The sequence below is a fragment of the Streptomyces sp. Sge12 genome (assembly GCF_002080455.1).
Classification (GTDB): Bacteria; Actinomycetota; Actinomycetes; order Streptomycetales; family Streptomycetaceae; genus Streptomyces.
The window spans coordinates 1,356,302-1,379,587 of sequence record NZ_CP020555.1; the positions used below are offsets into that span (position 1 = coordinate 1,356,302).

The window sequence follows — 23,286 nt, forward strand, 5'->3', positions numbered from 1 at the left end:
CGAAGAGTGGGTGCCGCTCCTGGGAGGCCCTCGGCGGCGCCGCCACCCGCTGCGAGAAGGAGGACGCGTTCGTCCTCGCCGCCGGGTGCGCCGATCGGGGCCGGGCGGCGGCCCCGGCCCCCGTGGGGAGGGCGCGGGGCCGCGTTCAGCCGACGTCGGAGTGTGCGGCGGCGGTGCCGTCGAGAAAGCCCCCCGACTGGTGCTGCCACAGCTTCGCGTAGGCGCCCTCCGAGGCGAGCAGCTCCTGGTGCGTGCCGTGCTCGACGATGCGTCCGCGGTCGAGGACGACGAGCCGGTCCATGTTCGCGACCGTGCTCAGCCGGTGGGCCACCACGAGGGCCGTCCGTCCCTCCATGAGCCGCCACAGCGCCTCCTGGACCAGGATCTCGCTCTCGGAGTCGAGGGCGCTGGTCGCCTCGTCGAGCAGCAGGATCGGCGCGTCGCGCAGGATCGCCCGGGCGAGCGCGACGCGCTGGCGCTGCCCCCCGGACAGCTTGACGCCGCGCTCGCCGACCATGGTGTCGAAGCCGTCCGGCAGGGCCTCGGTGAACTCCGTGACGTGCGCCGCCTCGGCCGCCCGGCGGATCTCGGCCTCGGTGGCGTCCGGGCGGGCGAAGGCGATGTTCTCCCGCAGGGTGCGGTGGAACATCGCCGGGTCCTGCGGGACGTAGGCGATCAGGCTGCGCAGGTCGGCCTGGCGCAGTCGGCTGATGTCCTGGCCGCCGATCAGGATCCGGCCGGCCTCGATGTCCGTCATCCGCATCAGCAGCCGGGTGAGCGTGGTCTTGCCGCCACCCGAGCGGCCGACGAGGCCGATCTTCGTCCCGCCGGGCACGTCGAGGTCGAGTCCCTCGAAGAGGGGCTTCCCGCCGCCGTGGGCGAAGGTGACCCGTTCGAAGCGGACGTCGCGGGGCCCGGGCCGCAGCGGTTCGGGCGAGACCGGGTCGACCACGGTCGGCGGCGTCAGGAGCAGTTCGGTGAACTGCCCGGCCTCCGTCATCGAGCTCTCCAGGCGGCGGTAGATCTGGTTGAACTCGAACATGATCCGCGTGGCGCTGGCGTAGTAGGTGAAGGCGACGATGACCGCCTCCACGCCGTGTTCGCCCCCGCCCAGCGTGACGGCGAGGAGCAGTCCCAGTGCGTTGGTCAGTACGGACATCGGCGCGACCACCGTGTCGATGCGCAGGTTGCCGTAGTCCCAGGAACGCAGGGTGAGCCGGCGCGACTGCGCGACGCGCGACCGGTGTTCGGCGGCCTCGCGCTCCTCGGCGGCGAACGCCCGGACCGTGTCCATGTTCATCAGGCTGTCGGCGACGTGGCCCGACACCCGGGCGATGGCCTCCTCGCGCTGGGCGACGAGGGTCTGGCGGCGCCGGATCAGCGGCGCCACGCCCAGCGCGGTCACGGCGATCAGGACGAGCAACCCGGCCACGAGCAGCGGGTCGTACTGCCAGAGCACGACGGAGGCGAACAGCAGCGGTACGAAGCTGCCCATGACCGAGAAGGTCAGGGTGTCGACGAACTCCTCGAAGCGGGAGGCGAAGCTCAGCACCCGTTTGGTCAGCGATCCGGCGAAGTTGTCGTGGAAGAACGCGGCGTCCTTGGCGAACAGTTCGTCCATGCCGACCACGTAGAGGTGCTCGATGCCGCGGGCGTCGAGGCGGTTGAGGCAGTGCAGCCCGACGCGCCACAGCGCTTCCGCGAGCAGCAGCACCCCGGCGAAGCCGAGGACGTACGGCAGCATGGCGTCGACGGTGGTGCTGCCGCCGCCGGAGATGCGGCCGACGAGCTTGGCGACGATCAGCGGCGCGATGTAGTTGATGCCGATGTTGCCCAGCGCCGGGAGCAGCATCGCGGGAGCGGTCAGCCAGCGAAGGCGGGCCAACTCCCGTCCGTAGTAGCGAAGTGCGAGGAGTACCGAGCCCCTGCCCGGTGAACCTTCGGCCGATCCAGGCGTTCCCATTACAACCCTGTGCTGTCGTGTGGCGGGAGGTTTGCAGGAACCGAAGTCTCCCGCGGCAGCGTTCGCCGGGTCCAAGGATTTTCCCGGATGGCGGTATGTCGTCCCCGATCGTCCCGCCGGACCACGGGCCGCTCCGGATCGCTCCGGAGCGGCCCGTGGTCCTTGTGCCGGGCTGCGGGACGGCTACGGGACGGGCTGCTGCTGGGTGACGCAGTGGATCCCGCCGCCGCCGGTGCCGAGCCGGTCGATGTTGAGCTGCTCGACGGTGCGGCCCGGGTAGAGCCGGGCGAGGGTGGCTCTGGCCGCGGTGTCGGCCCGGGTGTCGCCGAAGTGGGCGCTGATGACTGCGCCGTTGCACAGGTAGTAGTTGGCGTAGGAGGCGAGGAAGTCCGGGTTGGAGGAGCGGATCCGGTTGTAGTCCGGGCCCTGGATCTGATCGACCGTCATGCGCGTGCCGTCGGCGGCGGTGGACGCCGACAGGATCTGGTACTGCTGGCGCGCGTCCTTGGCGTACACGTCGCTGTCCGAGGCCAGGGGCATCTGGACGGCGGCCCGGCCGGGGGCGAGGAAGCGCGAGGTCGCGTCGACGTGGTCGTCGGTGATGTCCTGGCCCTTCACCCCGTCGAACCAGATGACCTTGGAGGCGCCGTACGCGGCGAGCATCGCGGACTCGATCTGCGCCTGGGTCTTGTTGGGGTTGCGGTTCTTGTTCACCAGGCTGCTGCGGGTGGCCATCAGGGTGCCGGCGCCGTCCTGTTCGATCGCACCGCCCTCGCCCACCAGGGCGGCGGAGGTGAAGGGGACCCCGACATAGGAGGCGATCCGTCCGGCGACCAGGTTGTCCCGGGAGTGGGCCTGCTTCTTGCCCCAGCCGTTGAAGTTGAGGCCGACGGCGTCCAGGCCGCCGGATCCGTTGGTGCGGAAGACGGGTCCCGTGTCGCGCATCCAGCAGTCGTCGACGGGGATGGTGCTGATGACGGTGACGGTGGGGCCGCACATCGAGCGGGCCTTGGCGGCGCTGGCGGAGTTGGCGCAGAGGAGGACGGGCTCGTACTTGGCGATGGTGCGTGCGATGAGCGCGATGTCCTGCTGGACGCCGCCGAGCGTGTTGCCCCAGATGGAGGTGCTGTCCGGCCAGGCCATCCAGGTACGGGTGTGGCGGACGTCCTCGATCGGCACACGGAAGGCGCCCGCCGCCGCCGGGCGGATCGCGGCCGCGGCGCCGGCCCGCCCCTCGGTCGCCGCCAGGGCGGCCGCGGCGGCGGTGAGTCCCGCCGCCGCGAGGAACCTGCGTCTGCCCATGCCCATACCCTCGCCTGCGGGCCGGTTCACTGCGTGATCGTTCATGTGGGGGTTCCTCCGATGGCTCAACTCCCCGCGGGGACAGCGGGGTTGACCGGAAAGCTAAAACTGGCCAAGCGCTCGGTCAATAGTTTGGACGAGGTGATTCCGGTGGATCACCCAAAGCCCCAGGTCGCACGTGAAAGGCTGGTTAGAGTGACGCCATGGCAGCTGTCGCGAAGGACTCCGGAGACCGGCCCGCTCCCCCCGTACGGGCCGGCCGGCCACGGGCCTCGGCGAAGGGCGAGCAGACCCGGGCACGGCTGATCGCCGCCGCACGGACCCTGCTCGCGGGTGAGCTGAGCGAGGGCTTCACCACCCGCAACGTCGCGGCACTGTCCGGTGTTTCGCACGGGATGTGCCACTACCACTTCCAGGACCGGACCGATCTCGTCCTCGCGGTCATCGAGGACATCCGCCCCGAGTGGATCGCTCCGCTGGAGGCGGCGGTGTCCGATCCCGGCTCGTTCGCCGAGCGCACCGAGCGCGTCGTCGAGCTGCTCGGCCGGCCCGAGGGCGCCGAGCTCTCCCACCTCCATTCCGCCCTGCACTGGCAGGCCCTCAACGACCCGCGGGTCCGGGAGAGCCTGGAGGTCGAGTACCGGCGCTGGCGCGCCTGTTTCGTCGCCCTCTTCCAGGTCCTGGCCGACGAGCGCGGCGGCGGCCTCGACCCGCGCCCCCTGGGGCTGGCCGTGGCCGCCGCCGTCGACGGACTGGCGGCCATGGACTCCCTCGGCGGCGACGGCGGTACGGAGCCGGTCCTGCGCACGTTGATCCGTACGCTCGCCGCCGGGGCCTGCTCCGGCCGGCCCGGGGCCTGAACCCGGGCCCCGTTACAGCGCCCTGCGGGCGGCGGCGATCGCCTCGGGGTCCCATCCGGGGCGCGGCACCGACTCCAGCAGGAGCCGCGTGTACGGGTGCCGGGGCGCGGCCAGCACCTCGGTCGTGGCGCCCGCCTCGACGATCCGGCCGTGCCGCATCACCACGATCTCGTCGGTGACGCACCGTACGACGCCCAGGTCGTGGGTGATGAACAGGTACGCGATGCCGGTCTGCTCCCTGATGTCCGCGAGCAGGTTGAGGATCTGCGCCTGTACGGATACGTCGAGCGCGGCGACCGCCTCGTCCAGGACGAGGACGGACGGCTCGACCGCCAGGGCCCGGGCGATGGCGACGCGCTGGCGCTGGCCGCCGGACAGCTGGCGCGGCAGGGCGTCGGCGGCCCGGGTGCCCAGACCCACCTGGTCGAGCAACTCCCGTATCCGCTTCGCGTGGTCGCGGCCCGGGAAGTGCAGGCGCAGGGTCTCCCGCAGGGCCGCCTCGACGCCGGTGCGCGGGTCGAGGGAGAGGTAGGGGTCCTGGAAGACCATCTGGACCTCACGGGCGCGGGCCAGCCGCCGGGCGCGCCGGCGGCCCGCGCCCCGCGCGGTCCGGTTCCGGCCGCCCACGAGGACCTCGCCCTCGTCGGCGCGTTCCAGGCCGACGACGATCCGCGCGGTGGTGGTCTTGCCGGAGCCGGACTCCCCCACGATCCCCAGCGAGCCGCCCTCGGGAAGGACGAAGGACACGTCGTCGACGGCGCGCACGGCTCCGTAGGAGCGGTGGAGCCCCGTGACCTCCAGGACGGTCTCGCGAGGTCCGGGTCCGTTATCGGGCATCGACGGTGCTCCCTTCGAGCCGGTCGCTGTGGTGGCAGGCGGCCAGGTGCCCCGGCGTGTCCCGGGCGGCCACCGGCAGCGGAACGTGCTGGTCGCAGACCTCCGTGGCGAGCGGGCAGCGGGCGGCGAAGGCACAGCCGTGCAGTTCCTGGCGCAGGTCCGGCGGCTGGCCCTCGATGGCGGCGAGCCGGCCGCGGGGGCCGTCCATCCGCGGGGTGGAGGCCAGCAGGGCGGCCGTGTACGGGTGGCGGGGCCGCGCGAAGAGGGTCTCGGCGGGCCCGCTCTCGGCGATCCGGCCCGCGTACATGACGTAGACCCGGTCGCTGATGGCCGCCGCCAGGTCGAGGTCGTGCGTGACGAACAGCAGGCCGGTGCCGAAGCGGGCGCGCAGTCCGGCCAGCAGCGCGACGACCTCGGCCTGGGAGGTGACGTCCAGTGCGGTGGTGGGCTCGTCGGCCAGCAGGAGCGAGGGGTCGCCCATGAGGGCCGCCGCGATCACCACGCGCTGGAGCATGCCGCCGGAGACCTGGCCGGGGTACTTGCGCAGCACGGCGGCGTCCAGGCCCACCGCCGCCAGGAGTTCGGTGGCGCGCGCGGTCGCGGCCGCCCGGCTCATGGCCTTGGTCAGCGTGGCGCTCTCGGTGAGGAAGTCCCCGATGCGGCGCAGCGGGTTGACGGAGGCGCGCGGGTCCTGGAAGACCATGGCGACGGCGGAGGCGCGTACGGCGCGCAGCTGCGCGGCGTTCATGGTGAGGACGTCCTCGCCGCCGACCCGTACGGCTCCTTCGACGACGGCTCCGGGCGGCAGCAGGCGCAGTGCGCTGCGCGAGGTGAGGCTCTTGCCGGAACCGGACTCGCCGACGAGGGCGACGGTCTCACCGGTGGCGACGGTGAGGTCGACTCCGTCGAGGACGGGCCGGGCGGTACCGGGCAGGGTGATCCGCAGCCCCTGGATGTCGAGGGTGGGCGCCGGTGGCGTCGGTGGCGTGGTGTTCATCTGTCTCTCCTGGCGACACGGTCGGCCCAGCGTTCGCCGACCACGTTGAAGGCGACCACGGTCAGCACGATGAAGGCGCAGGGCAGGATCGCGGACAGCGGGTAGCCGTGCTGGATGGCGGTCTGTCCGTCGAAGACCATGCGGCCCCAGTCGGGGGTGAGGGCGGGTACGCCGAGCCCGAGGAAGGACAGTCCGGCCAGGTCCATCAGGGCGTAGCCGAAGTTGATGGTGGACTGGGCGAGGACGACGGGGGCGATGTTGGGCAGGATGTGGCGCAGGCAGATCTGCAGCGCCGAGTGGCCCTGGACCTGGTAGGCGCTGACGTACGGGCGGGATCGTTCGGCCAGGACCAGGGAGCGGGTGAGGCGGCTGACGTAGGGCAGGTAGGCCACGGCGAGGGCGATGACCGGGGCGAGCAGTCCTTCTCCGTAGACCGAGATGATCAGGATGGCCAGCAGCATGCCGGGGAAGGCGAAGACGAGCTCGGTGCTGCGGGAGAGGACGGAGTCGATCCAGCCTCCCCGCCAGGCCGCGGCCGTGCCGACGGCGATGCCGGCGACGGTGGAGAAGGCGACGACCCCGAGCGGTCCGAGCAGTGAGGTGCGGGCGCCGAGCAGCAGCCGGGAGAGGGTGTCACGGCCGGCGGCGTCCACGCCGAAGGGGTGGGCGGCGGAGGGCGCGGCGAGGGCGTTGCCCAGGTCGACGGCGTTGGGGTCGTGGGGTACGAGCCAGGGTGCGAGCAGGGCCGCGAGCACGACGACGGCGACGAGGGCCAGGCAGACCAGGTGGAGCGGGGAGCCTGCGGCGCGGATCCGGGAGAGGCCGGGCCGGCGGGTCAGGACGGCGGTCATACGGCGGCGCTCCTCGTTCCGAGGGTGACCCTGGGGTCGACCAGGGGCAGCAGGAGGTCCACGACCAGGTTCACGACCATGAAGAGGGCGAGGATGATCAGGGAGATGGCCTGGACGGTCGGGAAGTCCTTGGTGGTGGTGGACAGTTCGAGGAGCTGGCCGATGCCGCCGATGCTGAAGGCCGTCTCGACCAGGATGGTGCACACCAGCAGCGTGGAGACGATCAGGCCGCCGGTGGTCAGGACGGTGCCGAGGGAGTTGCGGAAGACGTGCCGCCGGATGACCTGCCGTTCGGGGACGCCGCGGCTGCGGGCCACGGTGACGTGCTCGCTGTCGAGGGCTTCGAGCATGGCGGAGCGGGTGACCCGGGCGAGCATGCCGATCAGGTAGAGCGCGAGGGCGATCGAGGGGAGCGTGAGGTGCCGGAGCAGCTCCCCGAGGCCGCCGTCCCCCGTGCCGCTGCTGGGGAACCAGCCGAGGTTGACGGCGAAGAGGCCTTGGAGCAGGACCGCCGCGACGAAGGACGGGGTGCCGACGGCGAGGGTCGTGGTGACGAGGATGGTGGAGTCGGTGGCCCCGCCGCGGACGGCGGCGACCCGGCCGAGGAACAGTCCGATGGCGACGACCACGAGGAGCGACATCACGATGAGCGTCAGGGTGGTGGGCAGCCGGTCCGCCAAGAGGCGCGAGACGTCGGTGCGGTAGGTGATCGACCGCCCGAAGTCGCCCTGGAGGATGTCGCCGAGCCACCGGAAGTACCGGACGAGGAAGGGATCGTCCAGGTGGTACTGGGCGTTGATCGCGGCGAGGGCCTCCGGGGAGGCCGAGCGGCCGGCGAGCAGGAAGCTCGCCGGGTTGCCCGGTGCCAGGTACATCGCCGCGAAGACCACGAACGAGGCGGTCAGGAGGGTGGCGGCCATCTCCGCCACCCGCCGCAGCGCGAATCGGACGAAACTCACTGCGCGGCCCCCACGTCGGCGGCCCACGGGTAGTACATGTACGAGATGGTGGTGGGGGCCCCGGTGATCCGCTTGTTCAGGAACAGCGCGGTGGGCCATTCGGCGACCGGGATCCACAGGAGCTGTTCCGAGGCCCGGTGCTGGAGCTTCGCCTCGATCTCCATCCGCTGCTCGGTCGGGTAGACGGCGCTGGCCCGGTCGACGAGCTTGTCGTACTCGGGGTCGCTGTGGCCGGCGAAGTTCATGTACGCGCCGGTCTTGAAGTTCTGCAGCAGGTCGAGCGGGTCGGTGATCGAGTCGTAGTAGGTCAGCGGGAACATGTCGATGCCCTCGCGCGCCTGGGGATCGGTGAACAGTGCGGTGAAGGCGTTCGGGGCGATCGTCTTCAGCTGGATGTCCAGGCCGATGCGGGTGCCGGCCGACTGGACCGCGGTGGCGAGGAGCGACACGTCTTGGCCTATGGAACTGGTGGCCACCGTCAGTGTTTTGCCGGTCGCGCCGGCCTCCGCGACCAGCGCCTTGGCCTTGTCGATGTCCTGGCCGGTGGGCGGCAGGCCGTCGAAGGCTGTTTTCAGGGTGCTCTCGGGGGCGGCGGCCCAGGCGGCGCGGGTGGTGAGGGAGTTGGTGACGGTGCCCGCTCCGCCGAGTCCGGCCTTGACGAACCCGGAGCGGTCCAGTGCCAGGGACAGCGCCCGGCGGACGCGGATGTCACCGAGCGGGCCCTGCATGTTGGTGACGTTGACGTTGACCGTACTGAGGCCCTCGCCGAAGTAGAGGGTGCCGGCGCCGCTGCTCCGCAGGCGGGCGTAGCTCTCGGTGGGGATCAGGTAGCCGCCGTCGGCCTCGCCGCTGAGCAGGGCGTTCGTACGGGCGGAGGGGTCGGTCAGGACGCGGAAGACGGCCTTCTTCGACTTGGCCTTGGTGCCCCAGTAGGTGTCGAAGCGCTCCAGTTCGATCGACTGGCCCTTGTTCCACGTGCCGAGCTTGAAGGGGCCGCTGCAGCCGAGGCCGCCCGTGGTGCCGTAGTCCTTGCCGGCGGCCTCGACCGCGGCCTTGGACGCGACGACTCCGGCGGCGGTGGCCATGTACTGGGGAAACTGCGAGTCCGGCTTGTTGAGCTTGACGGTGACCTGGAGCGGCCCGCTCTTCGTGATCGAGGCGACGTTCTGGAACACCTGGGCCCAGGCGGCGGCGTTGTCGGGGTCCGTCTGGCGGCCGAGGCTGAAGACCACGTCGTCGGCGGTCATCTCCTTGCCGTCGTGGAAGCGCACGCCGGGACGCAGGTCGTAGACCCAGGTGGTGGGGTCCGGGTTGGACGCCTTCTGGGCGAGGCCGGGCTCCGTGGTGAGGCCCGGCGTCCAGCGCATCAGGCTCTCGCACACGTTGGACAGGACGGTGTTCTGCGGGTAGTCGAAGGCCATCGTGTAGTCGAGCGTGGGCGGTTCGGCGTACACGGCCCAGGTGAAGGAGTCGATCTCGCCGCGGGCCTCGGGGGTGGTGGCCGACAGCTTGAGGTCGGTGACACCGCCGTTCTCGTTCTTCGGGGGCCCGGAGCAGGCCGCGAGCAGGGAGACGGACGTCAGGGTGGCGGTCGCGGCCGCGGCAACGGAGCCGAGCCGGCCGCGCCGGCCGCCCGGGCGTCTGCCGGTGCGGGGCAGGGAGGTGGTCATCGTCGCGCTCTCTATTCCGTGAGGGTTGCGGGGGGAGGAGCGGGCGGACCGCCTGAGCGGTCCGCCGGGAGCGGCCGGTTTCCCGGGTCGGGCGGTCCGGTCAGCCGGTCAGCCGGTCAGCCGGTGGTCCGCACGGTGGGGACCTGCTGGGTGATGCAGTGGACGCCGCCGCCGCCGAAGGCGATGGCGAGCGCACGGACCCCGACGACCTTGCGGCCCGGGTAGGCCGTGGCGATCACGGCGAGGGCCTCCTCGTCCTGCGGCACTCCGGCCACCGGGACGACCACGCCGCCGTTGGCGACGTAGTAGTTGAGGTAGGACACCTCGATCTCGCCGTCGGCGACGTCGGCGAAGGCCGTCTGCGGCACCTCGATGATCTCCAGGCGGCGGCCGCGGGCGTCGGTGGTGGCCTCCAGCACCGCACGGTTGGCGCGCATGCGGGCGTAGTCGGGGTGGTCCGGGTCGGAGGGCAGCGAGATGACGACCGTGCCGGGGGCGGCGAAGGCGCAGACGCCGTCGACGTGGCCGTCGGTCTCGGTGTCGAGCAGGCCGCCGTACGGGAGCCACACCACCTTGGTGACCCCGAGCCGGGACTTCAGCTCGGCCTCGATCTGGTCGCGGTTCATGCCGGGGTTGCGGTTGGGGTGCAGGAGGCACTGCTCGGTGGTGATCAGCGTGCCCTCGCCGTCGACGGTGATCGCTCCGCCCTCCAGGATCATTCCGGAGGGGATGCGGTCGACCCCGAGGTGCTCCAGCAGCAGACCGCTGATCCGGTCGTCGGAGTCGAACGGGTGGTGCTTGCGGCCCCAGGCGTTGAACCGGAAGTCGACGCCGGCGCGGTTGCCGTCGCCGTCGAGCACGAAGAGCGGGGCGGAGTCGCGGAACCAGGAGTCGTCGAGCGGCAGCTCGATGACGGTGACGCCGTCCCCGTCGCCGCACAGCGCGCGGGCGTCCTCGACGAAGCCGGGCGGGGCGACCATCGTCACGGGCTCGAACGCGGCGATGGCGCGGGCGACGTTCGCGTACTCCTCCTTCACCTCGGCGAGCACGCTGCCCCACAGTTCCTCGCGGGTGGGCCAGGCCATCAGGCAGCCGTCGTGCCGGGACCACTCGGCGGGCATACGGAATTCGGTCATCAGGTGTCTCATTTCTTGCGTGGGTGGAGTCTTCCACTCGACTGAAATTTCAGTCAAGAGCGAGGATGCGGGGAGAGGAGGTCGAGCGGTGGGGGCGTCGAGGCGGCGGCTAGAGGAAGTAGAGGCGGTTCAGGGAGACCTGCTGGGCCGGCTCGGAGCGCAGAGGCTCGCCGTCGAGGGTGACCAGACCGGTCCGGGGGTTCACGTCGACGGCACCGAGGCGGGCGTTGCCGATCATGTCCTTCGGCCCGATGCCGCGCGTGCCGTGTACGGCGACCCTGCGGCGCCGGGTGGTCATGACACCGGAGGAGCCCGACTCGGCGGCGGCACGGCTGACGAAGGCGACCGAGAGATCGGCCGGGGCGGCGCCGTGGGCGCCGAACAGGGGGCCGAGAACCAGCGGTTCGCAGCAATCGGTGGCGGCGTTGGGGTCGCCGGTGACGCCGTACGCCGGGAATCCGGACTTCAGGACGAGCTGGGGTTTGGCGCCGAAGAACGGGGGGCGCCACAGGACGATGTCGGCGAGTTTGCCGACCTCGATGGAGCCGATCTCGTGGGCGAGGCCGTGGGCGATGGCCGGGTTGATGGTCAGCTTGGCGATGTAGCGCAGGACCCGGGCGTTGTCGTCGCCCTCGCCGTCGCCGGCCATCGGGCCCAGCTCGCCCTTCATCTTGGCGGCCATCGCGAAGGTGCGGCGGATCGTCTCACCGGCCCGGCCCATGCCCTGGGCGTCGGAGGAGGTGATGCCGATCGCGCCCAGGTCGTGCAGGACGTCCTCGGCGCCCATCGTCCCGGCACGGATCCGGTCGCGGGCCATCGCGGCGTCGCCCGGGAGGTCGGGCTTCAGGTCGTGGACCGAGACGATCATGCCGTAGTGCTCGGCGACCGCGTCCCGCCCGAACGGCAGCGTCGGATTGGTGGAGGAGCCGATGACGTTCGCAACGCCCGCCATCTTCAGCACGTTCGGCACGTGCCCGCCACCACAGCCCTCGATGTGGAAGGCATGGATCGTCCGCCCGTCCAGCACCCGCAGGGTGTCCTCCACGGACAGGCACTCATTGAGGCCGTCGCTGTGCAGGGCGACCTGCACGTCGTACTCCTCCGCCACCCGCAGCGCCGTATCCAGCGCCCGGGTATGGGCCCCGAGGTCCTCGTGGACCTTGAAGCCGCAGGCCCCGCCCTCGGCGAGCGCCTCGACCAGAGGGGCATCGTCCGACGAGGAACCGCGGGCCAGGAACCCGATGTTGACCGGCCAGGCATCGAAGGCGTTAAAACCGTGCTTGAGGGCCCAGGGCGAATTGACGCCCACGCCCCAGCTCGGACCGATCTCCTGGCCGATGATCGTCGTGACACCGCTCGCGAGCGAAGCTTCCATGATCCGCGGGGAGAGCAGGTGGACATGCGTGTCCACCGCTCCGGCCGTCGCGATCAGCCCTTCACCGGAGACGATGGTCGTGCCGGTGCCGACGACCACGTCGACGCCGTCGAGGGTGTCCGGGTTCCCGGCCCGCCCGATCGCATGGATCCGGCCCTCACGGATACCGATCGACACCTTGCGAATGCCGAGGACGGCGTCGATGACCAGGACATTGCTGATCACCACATCACAGGTCTCACGCACCGCGGCGGCCTTCAGATGCAGCCCGTCACGCGCCGTCTTCCCGAAACCCGCCAGGAACTCATCACCCGGCTTCTGCGCGTCGTGCTCGACGCGCACGGTCAGCCCGGAGTCACCCAGCCGCACCCGGTCCCCCGCCCGCGGGCCGAACACGGACGCGTACTCGTGCGGATCGATGTGCCGGCTCCCCGGCGCACAGTGGTCGCTGTGCGGGATCTTCTTGCTCACGCCCGCTCACCGGCCTTCCGGTCGGCGGCCGCACCGAGATATCCGCAGGCCGCCGCCCTTTTCAGCGCGAGGGCCTTGGCCCCCGGCGCGTCCAGGGGCCCGTCCACCAACCCGGCGAAACCGACCGCGATCCGGTCGCCGCCCACGGGGACCAGGCCGACCTCGACGGTGGCGCCGGAGTCGAAGCGGGTGGACGAACCGGCGGCCACGGCCAGGCGCATCCCGTAGGCCGCGGCCCGGTCGAAGGCGAGCCGCGGGTTCGCCTCGAAGAAGTGGAAGTGCGAGGTCACGCTCACCGGCACGGCAGCGGTGTTGGTGACGGTGAGGACGACGACCGGCTCCGGCGCCGCGACGGTGTCCGAAGCGGGCAGCACGGCGCCCGGGGCGGAGTCGTCGCGCTCCAGGGCGCCGAAGGGCTCGCTGATGGCGGCCAGCCGGGTGCCGTCCTCGAAGACGGCCTCGACCTGGATCTCGGTGACGATGTCGACGACTCCGGGGAGCACGTCGTCCGGACCGAGGACGCCACGCCCCCGCTCCAGGGCCTCGGCCAGGCGCAGTCCGTCGCGCGCCGCCTCGCAGACCGTGTCCGCGATCAGCGCCGTCGCCTCCGGCACGTTGAGCCGCAGGCCGCGGGCGTGCCGGGCGCGTGCCAGTTCGGCTGCGGTGAAGAGCAGCAGCCGGTCGCGTTCGGTGGGGGTCAGGGGCATGAGGTCCCCCGGCCGTCCCGCCCGGCCTTCGGGCCGGTCGAAACCATCATGATCATTCCTTCCTCCGGAAGGCGGGCGAGGGTACGGCCGGGGCCGGGGCGTCGCCCGTCCGGATGGTGTGGTGCGCGAGGCGGCGGCCGAAGGCCGATGGCGCGCCGGGGGACGCCTCAAGGGGTGCGTCGAGGAGTGCGGGCCGGGCACGGGCCCGTGAGGTGGCACGGGCCGGCCGGCGGTCCGAAGGGGCGGGGGGTTCGGCCCGCCCTGCTCGGAATCCTCACTCTGACATTGACTGAAAATTCAGTCAAGAGGCTGAACGGACCCGGTCCGCAAGGATGCGAAGGAGTCGAACGCGGGACCGGCAGGTGGCGCCCAGGAGACGGGGAGAAGCCGCGCGGAGCCCGTACGGGGCCGAGTCGGGGGCGGCACGGAGCCGGGCGGCGCGGCGCGGAGCCGGGGGGCGCGGAACGGCCCCTGTGCGGGCGCGGGGCGAAAGGGACGACCCGGCTCCAGCGCAGAAAACACGGCGATCCGGCGGGCGTCGCCCCGGCCGCGGGGGGCGGAACGAGCCCGGTCCGGCGGCGTCAGTTCTGCGCGAGGCCCGCCAGTTCGGCGTCGATGGCGCCCCGCATCAGCTCACGGGCGTGGTCGATCTTGATACCGCCGCTCAGCCAGCGCATGCTCAGGCCCTCCAGGAGGGCGGTGAGCCGCTCGGCGGCCGCGGCGAGCGCGGAGGCCGGCACCATCGGCCGGACCTGGCCCAGCAGCGCGGCCACCTCCTGGACCCACACCAGGGTCGCCCGCGCCAGGTCCTCGCGCAGCACCTCGTCGAAGACGGCGCTCGCCCGCAGTTCGCCCCAGGCCGAGCTGTTCTCCCGTACGTCCACGGTGTCCTGGAGTTCCAGGAGGAGGGTCTCCTCCAGCTCCTCGCGCGGGGTGAGCGGCGGTTCGTCCGGGTCCCGTTCGGTGGTGTAGCGCTCGGCGCGGTCGTTGATGAACTCGAGCGTATGGCGCAGGACGCCCGTACGGTCCTTGAAGTGGTAGTAGATCAGGGCCGTGGAGACGCCGGCCTCGGCCGCGAGTTCCTCCACGCGCAGCCCGCGTACACCGCGCCGGGCGATCACCCGGGCGGCCGCTTCGAGGATCTGAGTACTACGAGACGCCATGCTCCGCACCCTACCGGGGTGATCGGGTGCGCACGTACGCGGCCCGTCACCAGGAGTGCCGGACGGTGCGCGGGCCGCCCCGGCGGGCCGGGCCGTCCGCGCCGGCCGGGACGACCCGGCCATCAGACGGCCGGCGGCACGGCCGGGTGCGACTGGGTGGCGCAGTGGATTCCGCCGCCGCCGGAGGCGATGCCGTCGATGGCGAGCTGCTCGACCCGGTGCCCCGGGTAGGCGGCCTGGAGGATGGCGCGGGCGACGCCGTCGGCGGGTCCGTCGCCGAACTGCGGGGCGATCACCGCTCCGTTGGCCGTGTAGTAGTTGGTGTAGCTGGACAGGAACTCCTCGCCCCGGCCGCGGATCTCGCGCCGGTCCGGTCCGGGCAGTTCGGTGATGGCCAGGCGCCGGCCGTGGGCGTCGGTGGCGCTCTGCAGGGCCCGCTTGGTCTCCTCGTAGACCGCCACCCACTTCTTGTCGGCGCCGGGGCCGGGCTTGTCGAGGATGACCCGGCCCGGGGAGATGAACCGGGCCAGGCAGTCGATGTGGCAGTCGGTGATGTCCTGGCCGGCGAGGCCCGGTACCCAGATCACCTTGTCGATGCCGAGCGCCGCCTTCATGGCCTGCTCGACCCGGTCCTGGCTCATGCCCGGGTTCCGGTTGGCATTGACCATCGAGCTGACCGTGGCCAGCAGGGTTCCCTCGCCGTCGGTCTCCAGGGAGCCGCCCTCGCCGACGAAACCGGCCCGGATCCGGTTCACCTCGTACTCGGCGAGCAGCGTGCGGGCCGCCGCCGCGTCATGGGCGAAGGGCTGGGCGTACGCCGTCCCGGCCTTGCCCCAGCCGTTGAAGTTGGTGTCCACACCGGCGATGGCACCGGGGGCGACGACGAAGGTGGGGCCGAAGTCCCGGATCCAGAGGTCGTCGTTGGGAATGTCGATGACCTGGATGCCGTAGTAGGCGCCCTGTCCGCACTGGTAGCGGGCCTCGGCGACCTGGCCGGGGCGGGCCAGCACCACGACGGGCTCGTAGCGGGAAATCGCGTGCGCCACCTCGGCGATGTCCCGGCGTACCGCGCCGAGGCCGGTCTCCCACACGGAGGAGAGGGCCGGCCAGGCCATGTACGTGCGGACGTGCCGGTCGGTCTCGGCCGGCATGCGGAGCGTGCCGGTCTCCGCGGCCGAGGCCGTGCGCGCCAGGGACGCCGGGAGGGCGGTGGAGCCGAGGGCCGCGAGCGGCAGGGCGGCCGCGCCGAACTGGAGCACGCGGCGGCGCGAGGTGCGGGGGTGGACATCCATGGTGACTCCCTGATGAGGAGGGGCGGGATGCACGGCATCTTCCCTTTAACTGAAAATTCAGTCAACCTTTGCGGCAGGTCGCCCTGCCGCCCCGGACCGGTTCCGCTTGCTCCGGTCAGCGCGTGCGGAAGTGATCGACGGCGATGGTGACGGACCCGGCGGAGGTCGCTTCGACGAGCCGTACGATCGCGACTTCCCGCTGGTCAGGGCTTCGTACGCAGAAGGGGCGCTCGTCAGCGAGCGCCTTGAAGGGCAGGGTCGTGACCGGCCGGGTCTCGATCCCCCGCGCGCAGTCGTCCGGGGTCAGCTCTCCGCTTCCGTCGGCGACGAAGGCGTCGGACTCCTCGGACGGCAGGAACGCGTCGGAGGTGCGGGCGAGGTACCAGGCGGCGCTCTCGGCGGGGACCACCTTCCCGGCACGGAGATCGAACTCGTAGCCGGAATCGGGGGCGGTGAGCGCGGTCTGTACGTATCCGGGGACGTACGCGGAGGCCGCGGGCGTACGGGGCGCGCCGGTGGCGGGGTCCCCGGCGGGGTCCGGCTCCTCGGGCGGGAAGCCGAACCAGTAGGCGCCGCCGGCGCAGGCCAGCAGGGCCGCGGCGGCCAGGGCGAGGACGGGCAGCCGGCTCCGGCCGCGCCGCCGGTCACGACGCACGGGCCCGGCCGGGGGCAGGGCCGGGGGGTGCGGGGCCGGGGCGTAGGGCATGGTCCCGCGCGGCCCCGGACCCGGGGCGGGTGCGGGTGCGGGTGCCGGGTAGGCGGCGGGATCCGCGGCCATGGTCGGCTGCAGGTGCTCCGGTACGGGACGGGCGGCAGGGGCAGACGGCGCAGGCGGGACGGACAGTGCCGACCCGCCCGGCCCGGCCGGCCCGCCCGGCGCCTGCCTCCGTACCCCGACCTCCTCCAGCACCGGCCCGGGCAGCCAGCCCTCGGTGAACTGCGGCCGCGGGCCCACCAGGGGGTGGGCCCGGACCGCGGCGATCAGGTCGGCGGTCGTGGGGCGGTCCTCCGGAGGCTTGGCCAGGCACCACGACAGCAGTTCGTGCAGTTCACGGGGGATCCGGCCGAGGTCCGGGTGCTCGTGGACCACCCGGTACAGGGCGCCGGACTCCGGCCCGTTCCCGAACGGCGGGACCCCGCCCGCGACGAACCCGGCGAGCGCCCCGAGCGCGAAGACGTCGGTCGCGGACGTCACCGGACGGCCCAGCGCCTGCTCCGGCGCCATGAACGCGGCGGTACCGATGCGCAGGCCCGCACCGGTGAGGGCGGCGGCGTCGGCCGCGCGCGCGATGCCGAAGTCGATCACGCGCGGCCCGTCCCCCGCGATCAGCACGTTGGCGGGCTTGAGGTCCCGGTGGACGACGCCCACCCGGTGGATCTCCTGGAGGGCCTCGGCGATGCCCGCGACGAGCAGCAGCACCGTACGCACCGGCAGCGGTCCGTGCCGCTGGACGACCTGGTGCAGCGAGGGGCCGGGTACGTAGGCGGTGGCGAGCCACGGGGTCCGCTCGTCCTCGCCCGAGTCGACCACCTGCGCGGTGAAGAGGCCGTGGATACGGCGGGCGCTCGCGACCTCCTGGGCGAAACGCTCGCGGAACTCGGGGTCCGCCGCGAACTCCCGCCGGACGGCCTTGAGCGCGATGGGCCGGCCGCCCGGCGTGTACGCCAGGTAGACCACCCCCATTCCGCCGGAGCCGAGCCGGGCGTGGAGGCGGTAGCCACCGATCTCGTGGGGGTCTTCGGCGGACAGGGCCGTGAGGCCGGGCTGTACGCCGGGAGGCTGAGCGAACATGCGGTGGCTCTTTCAACGATGCGGCAATGACCTGGGCCGCATCGTGCCGCTAACTAAAGTTTCAGTCAATGTGGGACAATGCGAGACGCACATCGCCGGAAGGGAGGATCACCCAGTGTCGGATCGCAGACGGGCCATCTTGGAGGGCGCCGCCCGGGTCATCGCGCGACGCGGGGTCCGCGGGCTGCGGGTGGGCGAGCTGGCGGCCGAGGCCGGCGTGTCGACCGCCCTGATCTACTACCACTTCAAGGACCGCACCGGCATCCTGCGGCAGGCGCTGGCCTTCATCACCGACCGGGCCGACCGCTACACCGGCGCCGCCGACGGGGCGGGGGTCCCGCCCGCCGGCACCGACCCGCGGCAGCTCCTGGAACGGATCCTGCTGCTGGAGTTCCAGGACCTGCCCGAGGTGCGCGAGAACAGCACGGCCTGGGGAGAGCTGCGGGCCCACACGATCTTCGACCCGGAACTGCGCGACGAGCTCTCCGCCGCCGGAGCGGCCTGGGTGGAGGAGGTGGCCGGACTGCTGGCCGCCGTGTGCCCGGCGGCGGCGCCCGCCGCCGTCGGCTCCGCCGCCGAGCGGCTGACCGCCCTCCTGGAGGGGCTGAGCAGCCGCTGGCTGAGCGGCCTGCTGCCGGTGGGGCACGCCCGCGACCTCATGCGCGGGGCGATCGGAGTCGAGATCGGCCGACTAGGTTCCCTCGATGCGCAAATTGACTGAATTTCCAGTCAGTGCAACAGTGGACGACATCTGGCCGCATCACTTTCCCGTGCGTACCAGCCTTTCTCGGTGCAAAGCGTGCACCCTTTGGGTAGGGCCCGGCCCGCCGGCCCGTGCCACGCCTCCCGTGCCCGTCCTGGCCGGACGCCCCTCGCTCCGCCAGCACACGATCGGAGTCCCCCGTGTCGTTCACACCCCCCACCCGCCGGACCGTCCTGCGCACCCTCGCCGGTATCGGCGCCGCCGTGTTCGGCGCCGCGGCCTGCGGTCCCGCCGAATCGGGCGCGCAGCCCGGCGCCGACGGCTCCGCGCAGCCCGCCGCCGACGGAAAGCGCCGCTTCGGCGCCGAGTGGGAGAGCCACACCCGCACCTTCATGTCGTGGCCGGCCCTCGCCTCGGTCTGGGAGCAGGACCTGCCCTACGTACGCGAGGACATCGCCCGGATCGCCCGGGCCGTCGGCGAGTACGAGGCGGTCGTGATGATGGCCCGCCCCGACCAGGTGGCGGCGGCCCAGCGGGCCTGCGGCTCCGAGGTCGAGGTCGTCCCGCTGGCCGTCGACGACCTGTGGGCCCGCGACACCGTCCCCGTGTTCGTCGAGGAGGGCAGCAAGGTCATCGGGGTCGACTTCAACTTCAACGGCTGGGGCAACAAGCAGGAGCACACGAACGACGCCCAGGTCGGACGCCTGCTGCTGCAGAAGTACGGGATCCCCCGGACCCAGGCCCCGCTCGTCGCCGAGGGCGGTTCGTTCGAGACCGACGGCGAGGGCACCCTGATGGTCACCGAGAGCTCGATCGTCAACGACAACCGCAACCGGGGGAAGTCCCGGGACACCATCGAGGCCGAGCTCAAGCAGACCCTCGGCGTCCAGAAGGTCATCTGGCTGGCCGGCGTACGCGGGGAGGACATCACCGACGCGCACGTCGACAGCCTCGTACGCTTCACCGCCCCCGGCGTGGTGCTGCTGGACCGCGCCCACCCCGGCACCCCGCCGGACTCCTGGTCGCGCTCCGCCGACCAGGCCAAGTCGGTCCTGTCGAAGGCGACGGACGCGCGCGGCCGCCGCTTCGAGGTCATCGACCTGCCGCAGCCCGACCTGAACCGGATCACGGGCGAGGGCGACGACTTCGTCTCCACGTACGCCAACTTCTACGTGGCCAACGACTCCGTCTTCATGCCGCAGTTCGGGGACCGCAAGGCGGACGACCGCGCCCGCGGGATCCTGCGGGAGCACTTCCCCCGGCGGGACGTCGTCATGGTGAAGATCGACACCATCGCCTCGGGCGGCGGCGGCATCCACTGCTCCACCCACGACCAGCCCGGCAAGCCCGCCGCCTGATCCGCCCCCGCCCAGCCCCCGCACCACCGGAGCCACCGTGCCGAACCCGCACCGCCCCGCACACCCCGCACGCCGCGTCCCACTGCTGCCGGGCCTGCTCCTGATCGCCATCGTGGCGGCGGTCACCGTGGGGGCGTGGCTGCAGTTCGGGGAACGCCAGGCCCTGGACACGGTGTACACGGCGGGCCGCACCGACCGGGACCGCATCGACATCAACGCCACGATCCAGCGGGTCGACGCCGCCGGCCGCGAGATGACCCTGCGCGTCCTGGTCACCCCCCGCGGCACCCTCGCCGAGGCCGGCGGCGTCTCCCCCGCCGAGGACCTCACCGTCCAGACCTCGACGGCGACCCGCGGCGACCTCACCTTCAAGGCCCACCAGCGCATCTCCACGCTGGACGTGCCCGTCGCCCTGACGGGCGGCTCGATCACGGACTACCCGTTCGACGCGTACGGGGCGGACGTCGAGTTCGGCGCGGTGCTCGGCGGCGAGAAGGTCCCGGTCCGCGTCACGCTCTCCAACAACGACGTCCTCTTCTCGGCGACGGTCGACGCCACGACGACGCAGGGCATCGCAGTCCTCGACATCGAACTGGCCCGGTCCAACAGCGTGTTCCTCTTCGCGATCTTCATGATGCTCGCGATGTGGGCGCTCGCCGTCTCGGTCCTGATCGGCGGCTGGTACCTGGTCACCCGGCGCAAGGGGCTCACCTGGCCCGCCCTCGGCTGGATGGCGGCGACCCTCTTCGCCCTGGCCGCCTTCCGCAACACGGCCCCGGGCGCCCCGCCGATCGGCTGCCTGCTGGACTACATCGCCTTCCTCTGGGCCGAGACGGTCATCGCCTTCTGCCTCATCACGGTGGTCATCGCCGGCATCCGCGCAGAACCCCGCACCACCCCACCGGCGGACGGCGCTCCCTGAGCCTGCGCGGACAGCGGCATCAGTGCTCGCAGAGGGAGAACTCCCGTTCGTAGAGCTGCTCATTGTGCTCGTCGACGAAGAACTTGCGTTCCCGCATGAGCTGTTCGCGGTGCTCCTTGGCTTCCTCGAGCGTCATGGTCGAGGTGTCGGACCACGGTTGCTGCGGCGGCACGTCGGAGGTCGAGACGATGCTTTCCGACGGGTCGACCAGGAAGAAGGCGAGGATCTTGCGGTGTCCCGGGCGGGTGGGGTCCGCCAGGCGGAACGAGCCGACACGGTGCTGGAGGATGTTCGGGAACGCCAGGCACCGGCCCGCCGGCGTCGCCGCCGATCCGAGCCTCTGGTTCAGTGCATCCTCGTCCTCCAGGCCGTAGACGTCCCGCAGGCCGTTGTCGTCGTTCTGCTCGTAGTGCGGGTCGTCGAGCGCCGCCCGGAAGGCCAGCCGGCTCTCGGTGATGTTCTCGCTGTCCCAGTAGTAGATACCGGTCGAGACGATCCGCTCGTTCAGCATCCCCTCGACGTGCCAGGAGCCGCCCGCGTACTCGGGCCGGTCCGGCGTGAGATGAATGGTGGCCAGCTTGACGATGACCTGGAGGCGGCGGCCGCGCAGGTCGACCCGGGCGGACTGCTCGGGCAGAGCGGGCGGGGTGAAGGCCGGGGCGTCCGGGACGACCGGGCGCCGGTTCTCCCACCAGTCGTCCTGGGCCGCCTCCCACGCACGCAGGGCCTCCGCGTAGAGCGCGGCATCATCGAAGGCGGACTTGTCCGGGCGCTGCGGTTCCGAGTCGTACCACCCGTAGGGATCGGGCTCGATCCGCAGCGGCCGCGGATGGCGCAGATCGGTGAGCACCCTCTCCAGCAGCGGCAGCATGCGTGCGAACAGGTCCGGCAGGACCGCGGCGAGCTCGTGGTGGGTCTCGGGGTGGACGTTGTTGACGTACGAACGGAAGGTGGCACCGCCGTCGTCGGCCACGTCGACGTCCGTGGGCAGCCACTGGAACTTCTCCGAGAACTCGTACTTCGACCAGCGGTCCGTGGGATTGCGCCAAGCCCCGTCGGGTGCGCCGCTCACATCCCTCACCAGGCAGAACAGCGAGGGATGAACCAGATCCAGTACCTGGCCGCCGGATCCGGGATGCCAGTCCCTCTCCTCTTCGGGAACCTCCTCCAGGACCCGGACCGCCTCACGCAGCCGGGAGGTGAGCTTGTCGTCGACCAGCGTGTCCGACTGCCACACACCGTCGACGGCGGACACCTCGATGCCCGTTCCCCCGTCGCGCAGCGCGGCGTAGTGCTCGAGTTCGGCGAGCACGTACCGGACCTGCGCCTCGGTGAGGCCCTGGTCGATCGCCTCCCTCGTCCACCTGGCGACGATGTCGGCATCGTTCATCTTGTCGAACCAGCCCGGCTTCGCCCGAAGGTGCGCGCTGCACTGCATGACCTCGAGTTCCCGCAGGGTGCGGGGGGTCGCGAACGACAGGGAACGGGAGGCCTGGAAGGGCAGCGGAAAAGCAGACATGCCGGTCAATTCGCATGGTCCTTACAGTCGGTGGTCTGTGGCCGGAAGAATAGCCCCGCACACTGACACCGCCGCCGTGATCCGCCGGGGCCGGGTGCCGCGGCCGGGCGTGCGCACACGTGCGGGCAGGGCACGGACCCGGACCGGGACGGGGAAGGAGCAGTCGCACACTTGGCTTAGGCTGACCCCATGGTGGGGCATTCAAGTACGCGGCAGCGGCTCGTCGTCGCCTTCGTCTCCTTCGTCCTGGCAACCACCGCGACGGTTGTGGCGGCGGCTTCCTCGACGGGCCCGGCGTCCGACGCGGGCGGGCGTTCCGCCGCCGCGTCCCAGCGGCCGCCCGAGCCGCCGAAGAAGCACGACCTGCGACTCGGTCTCTCCTACGGTGACACGCTGACCTGGAAGTCCGACGACGGCCTGGCCGCCGCCCTCAACGACGCGGTCGGCCTGGGCACCACCTGGATCCGGGTGGACCTGTCCTGGAACAACATCCAGCCCGACAGCCCGCGCACCTACCAGTGGCAGCGCTTCGACCGGATCGTGAAGGCGGCCCGCGAACGCAACCTCGACGTCCTCGCCACCGTCGCCTACACCCCCGCATGGGCGCGGGCCGAGTCCTGTACCGGGCACCGTCCCACGTGTCCGCCGGCCGACCCCAAGAAGTTCGCCGCGTTCGCGAAGCTCGCCGCCCTGCGCTACGCACCCCAGGGCGTGCACACGTGGGAGGTCTGGAACGAGCCCAACCTCCCCCAGTTCTGGTACCCGGAGCCCGACGCCAAGGCGTACACCACCCTGCTCAAGTCCACCGCAGCCTCCCTGCGCGAGGCCGACCCGGCGGCGTACGTGCTGATGGGCGGTCTGGCCGCCGTCGGCACCTGGCCATCCATCAAGTACGTCTCCCACTTGGACTTCCTGGAACAGGTCTCCCGGCTCGGCGGCAACAAGGTGGTGGACGCGCTCAGCTACCACCCCTACGCCTGGCCCCAGCTCCCGCACGACGGCAAGGTGTTCACGGAGATCAGCAGCGCCGGGGAGAACCTGGTCGGCATCGCCGAGCGGCACGGAACACCCGGCATGCCCGTGTGGCTGACGGAGACGGGCGCGCCGACCAACGGTCCGGGCAACCCCGCCGCCGACGAGAAGTCCCGGACGGAGAACATCACGCACGTCAGCGAGGAGTTCCAGGCGCGGATCGCCACCGACACCGTGCCCACCGCCGCGAAGGAGAAGTACGTGGCCGCCGCCTTCTGGTTCGCCCATCAGGACACGGCCACCGGCAACGACAAGAGCCATTCGAAGTACTACGGGCTGCGTCGCTACGACGGTTCCGCGAAGCCCGCGTTCGCCGCGCTCCGGGCGGCCATCGAGGAGTACGCGAAGAAGCAGCCCCAATAGGGGCGTGTCGCCCC

Annotated in this window: 19 protein-coding genes; 5 read left to right on the top strand and 14 right to left on the bottom strand. The window is 71.9% G+C overall.

The genetic code is table 11. From position 1 onward, the window contains the following. Window positions 1-145 precede the first annotated feature (145 nt). On the bottom strand, window positions 146-1,963 hold the full coding sequence (locus B6R96_RS06090; protein ID WP_078626705.1) for an ABC transporter ATP-binding protein: 1,818 nt from the start codon (window positions 1,961-1,963) through the stop codon (window positions 146-148). Between the two features lie 183 nt (window positions 1,964-2,146). After that, window positions 2,147-3,310 (bottom strand): agmatine deiminase family protein, encoded by a 1,164-nt coding sequence (locus B6R96_RS06095; RefSeq protein WP_081521874.1) that lies wholly within the window; start codon window positions 3,308-3,310, stop codon window positions 2,147-2,149. 158 nt (window positions 3,311-3,468) lie between these two features. Between B6R96_RS06095 and B6R96_RS06100 the strand changes: the two genes are divergently transcribed. After that, the gene (locus B6R96_RS06100; RefSeq protein ID WP_053168581.1) at window positions 3,469-4,125 is read left to right on the top strand and encodes a TetR/AcrR family transcriptional regulator; all 657 of its coding nucleotides are present in this window, start codon (window positions 3,469-3,471) and stop codon (window positions 4,123-4,125) included. A 12-nt stretch (window positions 4,126-4,137) separates the two neighbouring features. On the opposite strand, the gene B6R96_RS06105 is transcribed toward B6R96_RS06100, so the two are convergent. From B6R96_RS06105 to B6R96_RS37960, 11 genes are all read right to left on the bottom strand, one after another. Next, window positions 4,138-4,962, bottom strand: coding sequence for an ABC transporter ATP-binding protein (locus B6R96_RS06105; protein ID WP_081521875.1), 825 nt, complete (start codon window positions 4,960-4,962; stop codon window positions 4,138-4,140). Next, window positions 4,952-5,959 carry an ABC transporter ATP-binding protein gene (locus B6R96_RS06110; RefSeq protein ID WP_081521876.1) on the bottom strand — a complete coding sequence of 336 codons (1,008 nt, stop codon included), beginning with the start codon at window positions 5,957-5,959 and terminating at the stop codon, window positions 4,952-4,954. The genes B6R96_RS06105 and B6R96_RS06110 overlap by 11 nt, the downstream gene beginning before the upstream one ends. After that, window positions 5,956-6,810 carry an ABC transporter permease gene (locus B6R96_RS06115; RefSeq protein WP_053701674.1) on the bottom strand — a complete coding sequence of 285 codons (855 nt, stop codon included), beginning with the start codon at window positions 6,808-6,810 and terminating at the stop codon, window positions 5,956-5,958. Before B6R96_RS06115 ends, B6R96_RS06110 begins: the two co-directional genes overlap by 4 nt. Beyond that, window positions 6,807-7,769 (bottom strand): ABC transporter permease, encoded by a 963-nt coding sequence (locus tag B6R96_RS06120; protein ID WP_081521877.1) that lies wholly within the window; start codon window positions 7,767-7,769, stop codon window positions 6,807-6,809. The genes B6R96_RS06115 and B6R96_RS06120 overlap by 4 nt, the downstream gene beginning before the upstream one ends. Next, the gene (locus B6R96_RS06125) at window positions 7,766-9,439 is read right to left on the bottom strand and encodes an ABC transporter substrate-binding protein (RefSeq protein ID WP_081521878.1); all 1,674 of its coding nucleotides are present in this window, start codon (window positions 9,437-9,439) and stop codon (window positions 7,766-7,768) included. The genes B6R96_RS06120 and B6R96_RS06125 overlap by 4 nt, the downstream gene beginning before the upstream one ends. 116 nt (window positions 9,440-9,555) lie before the next feature. Then, window positions 9,556-10,575: an agmatine deiminase family protein gene (locus B6R96_RS06130; RefSeq protein ID WP_081521879.1), complete on the bottom strand. Its 1,020-nt coding sequence runs from the start codon at window positions 10,573-10,575 to the stop codon at window positions 9,556-9,558. Window positions 10,576-10,684: 109 nt separating this feature from the next. Continuing rightward, entirely contained in the window at window positions 10,685-12,370 is a 1,686-nt protein-coding gene (locus B6R96_RS06135; protein ID WP_081525002.1) for an urease subunit alpha, read from the bottom strand. Window positions 12,371-12,417: 47 nt separating this feature from the next. Beyond that, window positions 12,418-13,128 (bottom strand): urease subunit gamma, encoded by a 711-nt coding sequence (ureA, locus tag B6R96_RS06140; RefSeq protein ID WP_081521880.1) that lies wholly within the window; start codon window positions 13,126-13,128, stop codon window positions 12,418-12,420. Between the two features lie 581 nt (window positions 13,129-13,709). Further along, on the bottom strand, window positions 13,710-14,291 hold the full coding sequence (locus tag B6R96_RS06145; protein WP_203351597.1) for a TetR/AcrR family transcriptional regulator: 582 nt from the start codon (window positions 14,289-14,291) through the stop codon (window positions 13,710-13,712). A gap of 122 nt (window positions 14,292-14,413) precedes the next feature. Then, window positions 14,414-15,583, bottom strand: a complete 1,170-nt coding sequence (locus B6R96_RS06150; protein ID WP_081521882.1) for an agmatine deiminase family protein — start codon at window positions 15,581-15,583, stop codon at window positions 14,414-14,416. 115 nt (window positions 15,584-15,698) lie between these two features. Then, a complete protein-coding gene (locus tag B6R96_RS37960) occupies window positions 15,699-17,375 on the bottom strand; it encodes a serine/threonine-protein kinase (RefSeq protein ID WP_237291347.1) in 1,677 nt (558 codons plus the stop codon). A 115-nt stretch (window positions 17,376-17,490) separates the two neighbouring features. On the opposite strand from B6R96_RS37960, the gene B6R96_RS06160 reads away from it, so the two are divergent. From B6R96_RS06160 to B6R96_RS06170, 3 genes are all read left to right on the top strand, one after another. Next, a complete protein-coding gene (locus B6R96_RS06160; RefSeq protein ID WP_237291348.1) occupies window positions 17,491-18,096 on the top strand; it encodes a TetR/AcrR family transcriptional regulator in 606 nt (201 codons plus the stop codon). 182 nt (window positions 18,097-18,278) lie between these two features. Next, entirely contained in the window at window positions 18,279-19,436 is a 1,158-nt protein-coding gene (locus tag B6R96_RS06165; protein WP_081521884.1) for an agmatine deiminase family protein, read from the top strand. A 37-nt stretch (window positions 19,437-19,473) separates the two neighbouring features. Continuing rightward, window positions 19,474-20,358, top strand: a complete 885-nt coding sequence (locus B6R96_RS06170) for a DUF4436 family protein (protein ID WP_237291349.1) — start codon at window positions 19,474-19,476, stop codon at window positions 20,356-20,358. Window positions 20,359-20,377: 19 nt separating this feature from the next. Here B6R96_RS06170 and B6R96_RS06175 read toward each other — a convergent pair whose 3' ends face one another. After that, a complete protein-coding gene (locus B6R96_RS06175; RefSeq protein WP_081521885.1) occupies window positions 20,378-21,886 on the bottom strand; it encodes a DUF4246 domain-containing protein in 1,509 nt (502 codons plus the stop codon). Between the two features lie 180 nt (window positions 21,887-22,066). Between B6R96_RS06175 and B6R96_RS06180 the strand changes: the two genes are divergently transcribed. After that, window positions 22,067-23,272: a cellulase family glycosylhydrolase gene (locus B6R96_RS06180; protein WP_081521886.1), complete on the top strand. Its 1,206-nt coding sequence runs from the start codon at window positions 22,067-22,069 to the stop codon at window positions 23,270-23,272. Window positions 23,273-23,286 lie beyond the last annotated feature (14 nt).

Bases quoted from the DNA above. Each gene is read 5' to 3' on its own strand.
- B6R96_RS06090 (WP_078626705.1), bottom strand. From the start codon at position 1,963: ATGGGAACGCCTGGATCGGCCGAAGGTTCACCGGGCAGGGGCTCGGTA.
- B6R96_RS06095 (WP_081521874.1), bottom strand. From the start codon at position 3,310: ATGAACGATCACGCAGTGAACCGGCCCGCAGGCGAGGGTATGGGCATG.
- B6R96_RS06100 (WP_053168581.1), top strand. From the start codon at position 3,469: ATGGCAGCTGTCGCGAAGGACTCCGGAGACCGGCCCGCTCCCCCCGTA.
- B6R96_RS06105 (WP_081521875.1), bottom strand. From the start codon at position 4,962: ATGCCCGATAACGGACCCGGACCTCGCGAGACCGTCCTGGAGGTCACG.
- B6R96_RS06110 (WP_081521876.1), bottom strand. From the start codon at position 5,959: ATGAACACCACGCCACCGACGCCACCGGCGCCCACCCTCGACATCCAG.
- B6R96_RS06115 (WP_053701674.1), bottom strand. From the start codon at position 6,810: ATGACCGCCGTCCTGACCCGCCGGCCCGGCCTCTCCCGGATCCGCGCC.
- B6R96_RS06125 (WP_081521878.1), bottom strand. From the start codon at position 9,439: ATGACCACCTCCCTGCCCCGCACCGGCAGACGCCCGGGCGGCCGGCGC.
- B6R96_RS06130 (WP_081521879.1), bottom strand. From the start codon at position 10,575: ATGACCGAATTCCGTATGCCCGCCGAGTGGTCCCGGCACGACGGCTGC.
- ureA (WP_081521880.1), bottom strand. From the start codon at position 13,128: ATGCCCCTGACCCCCACCGAACGCGACCGGCTGCTGCTCTTCACCGCA.
- B6R96_RS06145 (WP_203351597.1), bottom strand. From the start codon at position 14,291: ATGGCGTCTCGTAGTACTCAGATCCTCGAAGCGGCCGCCCGGGTGATC.
- B6R96_RS06150 (WP_081521882.1), bottom strand. From the start codon at position 15,583: ATGGATGTCCACCCCCGCACCTCGCGCCGCCGCGTGCTCCAGTTCGGC.
- B6R96_RS37960 (WP_237291347.1), bottom strand. From the start codon at position 17,375: ATGTTCGCTCAGCCTCCCGGCGTACAGCCCGGCCTCACGGCCCTGTCC.
- B6R96_RS06180 (WP_081521886.1), top strand. From the start codon at position 22,067: ATGGTGGGGCATTCAAGTACGCGGCAGCGGCTCGTCGTCGCCTTCGTC.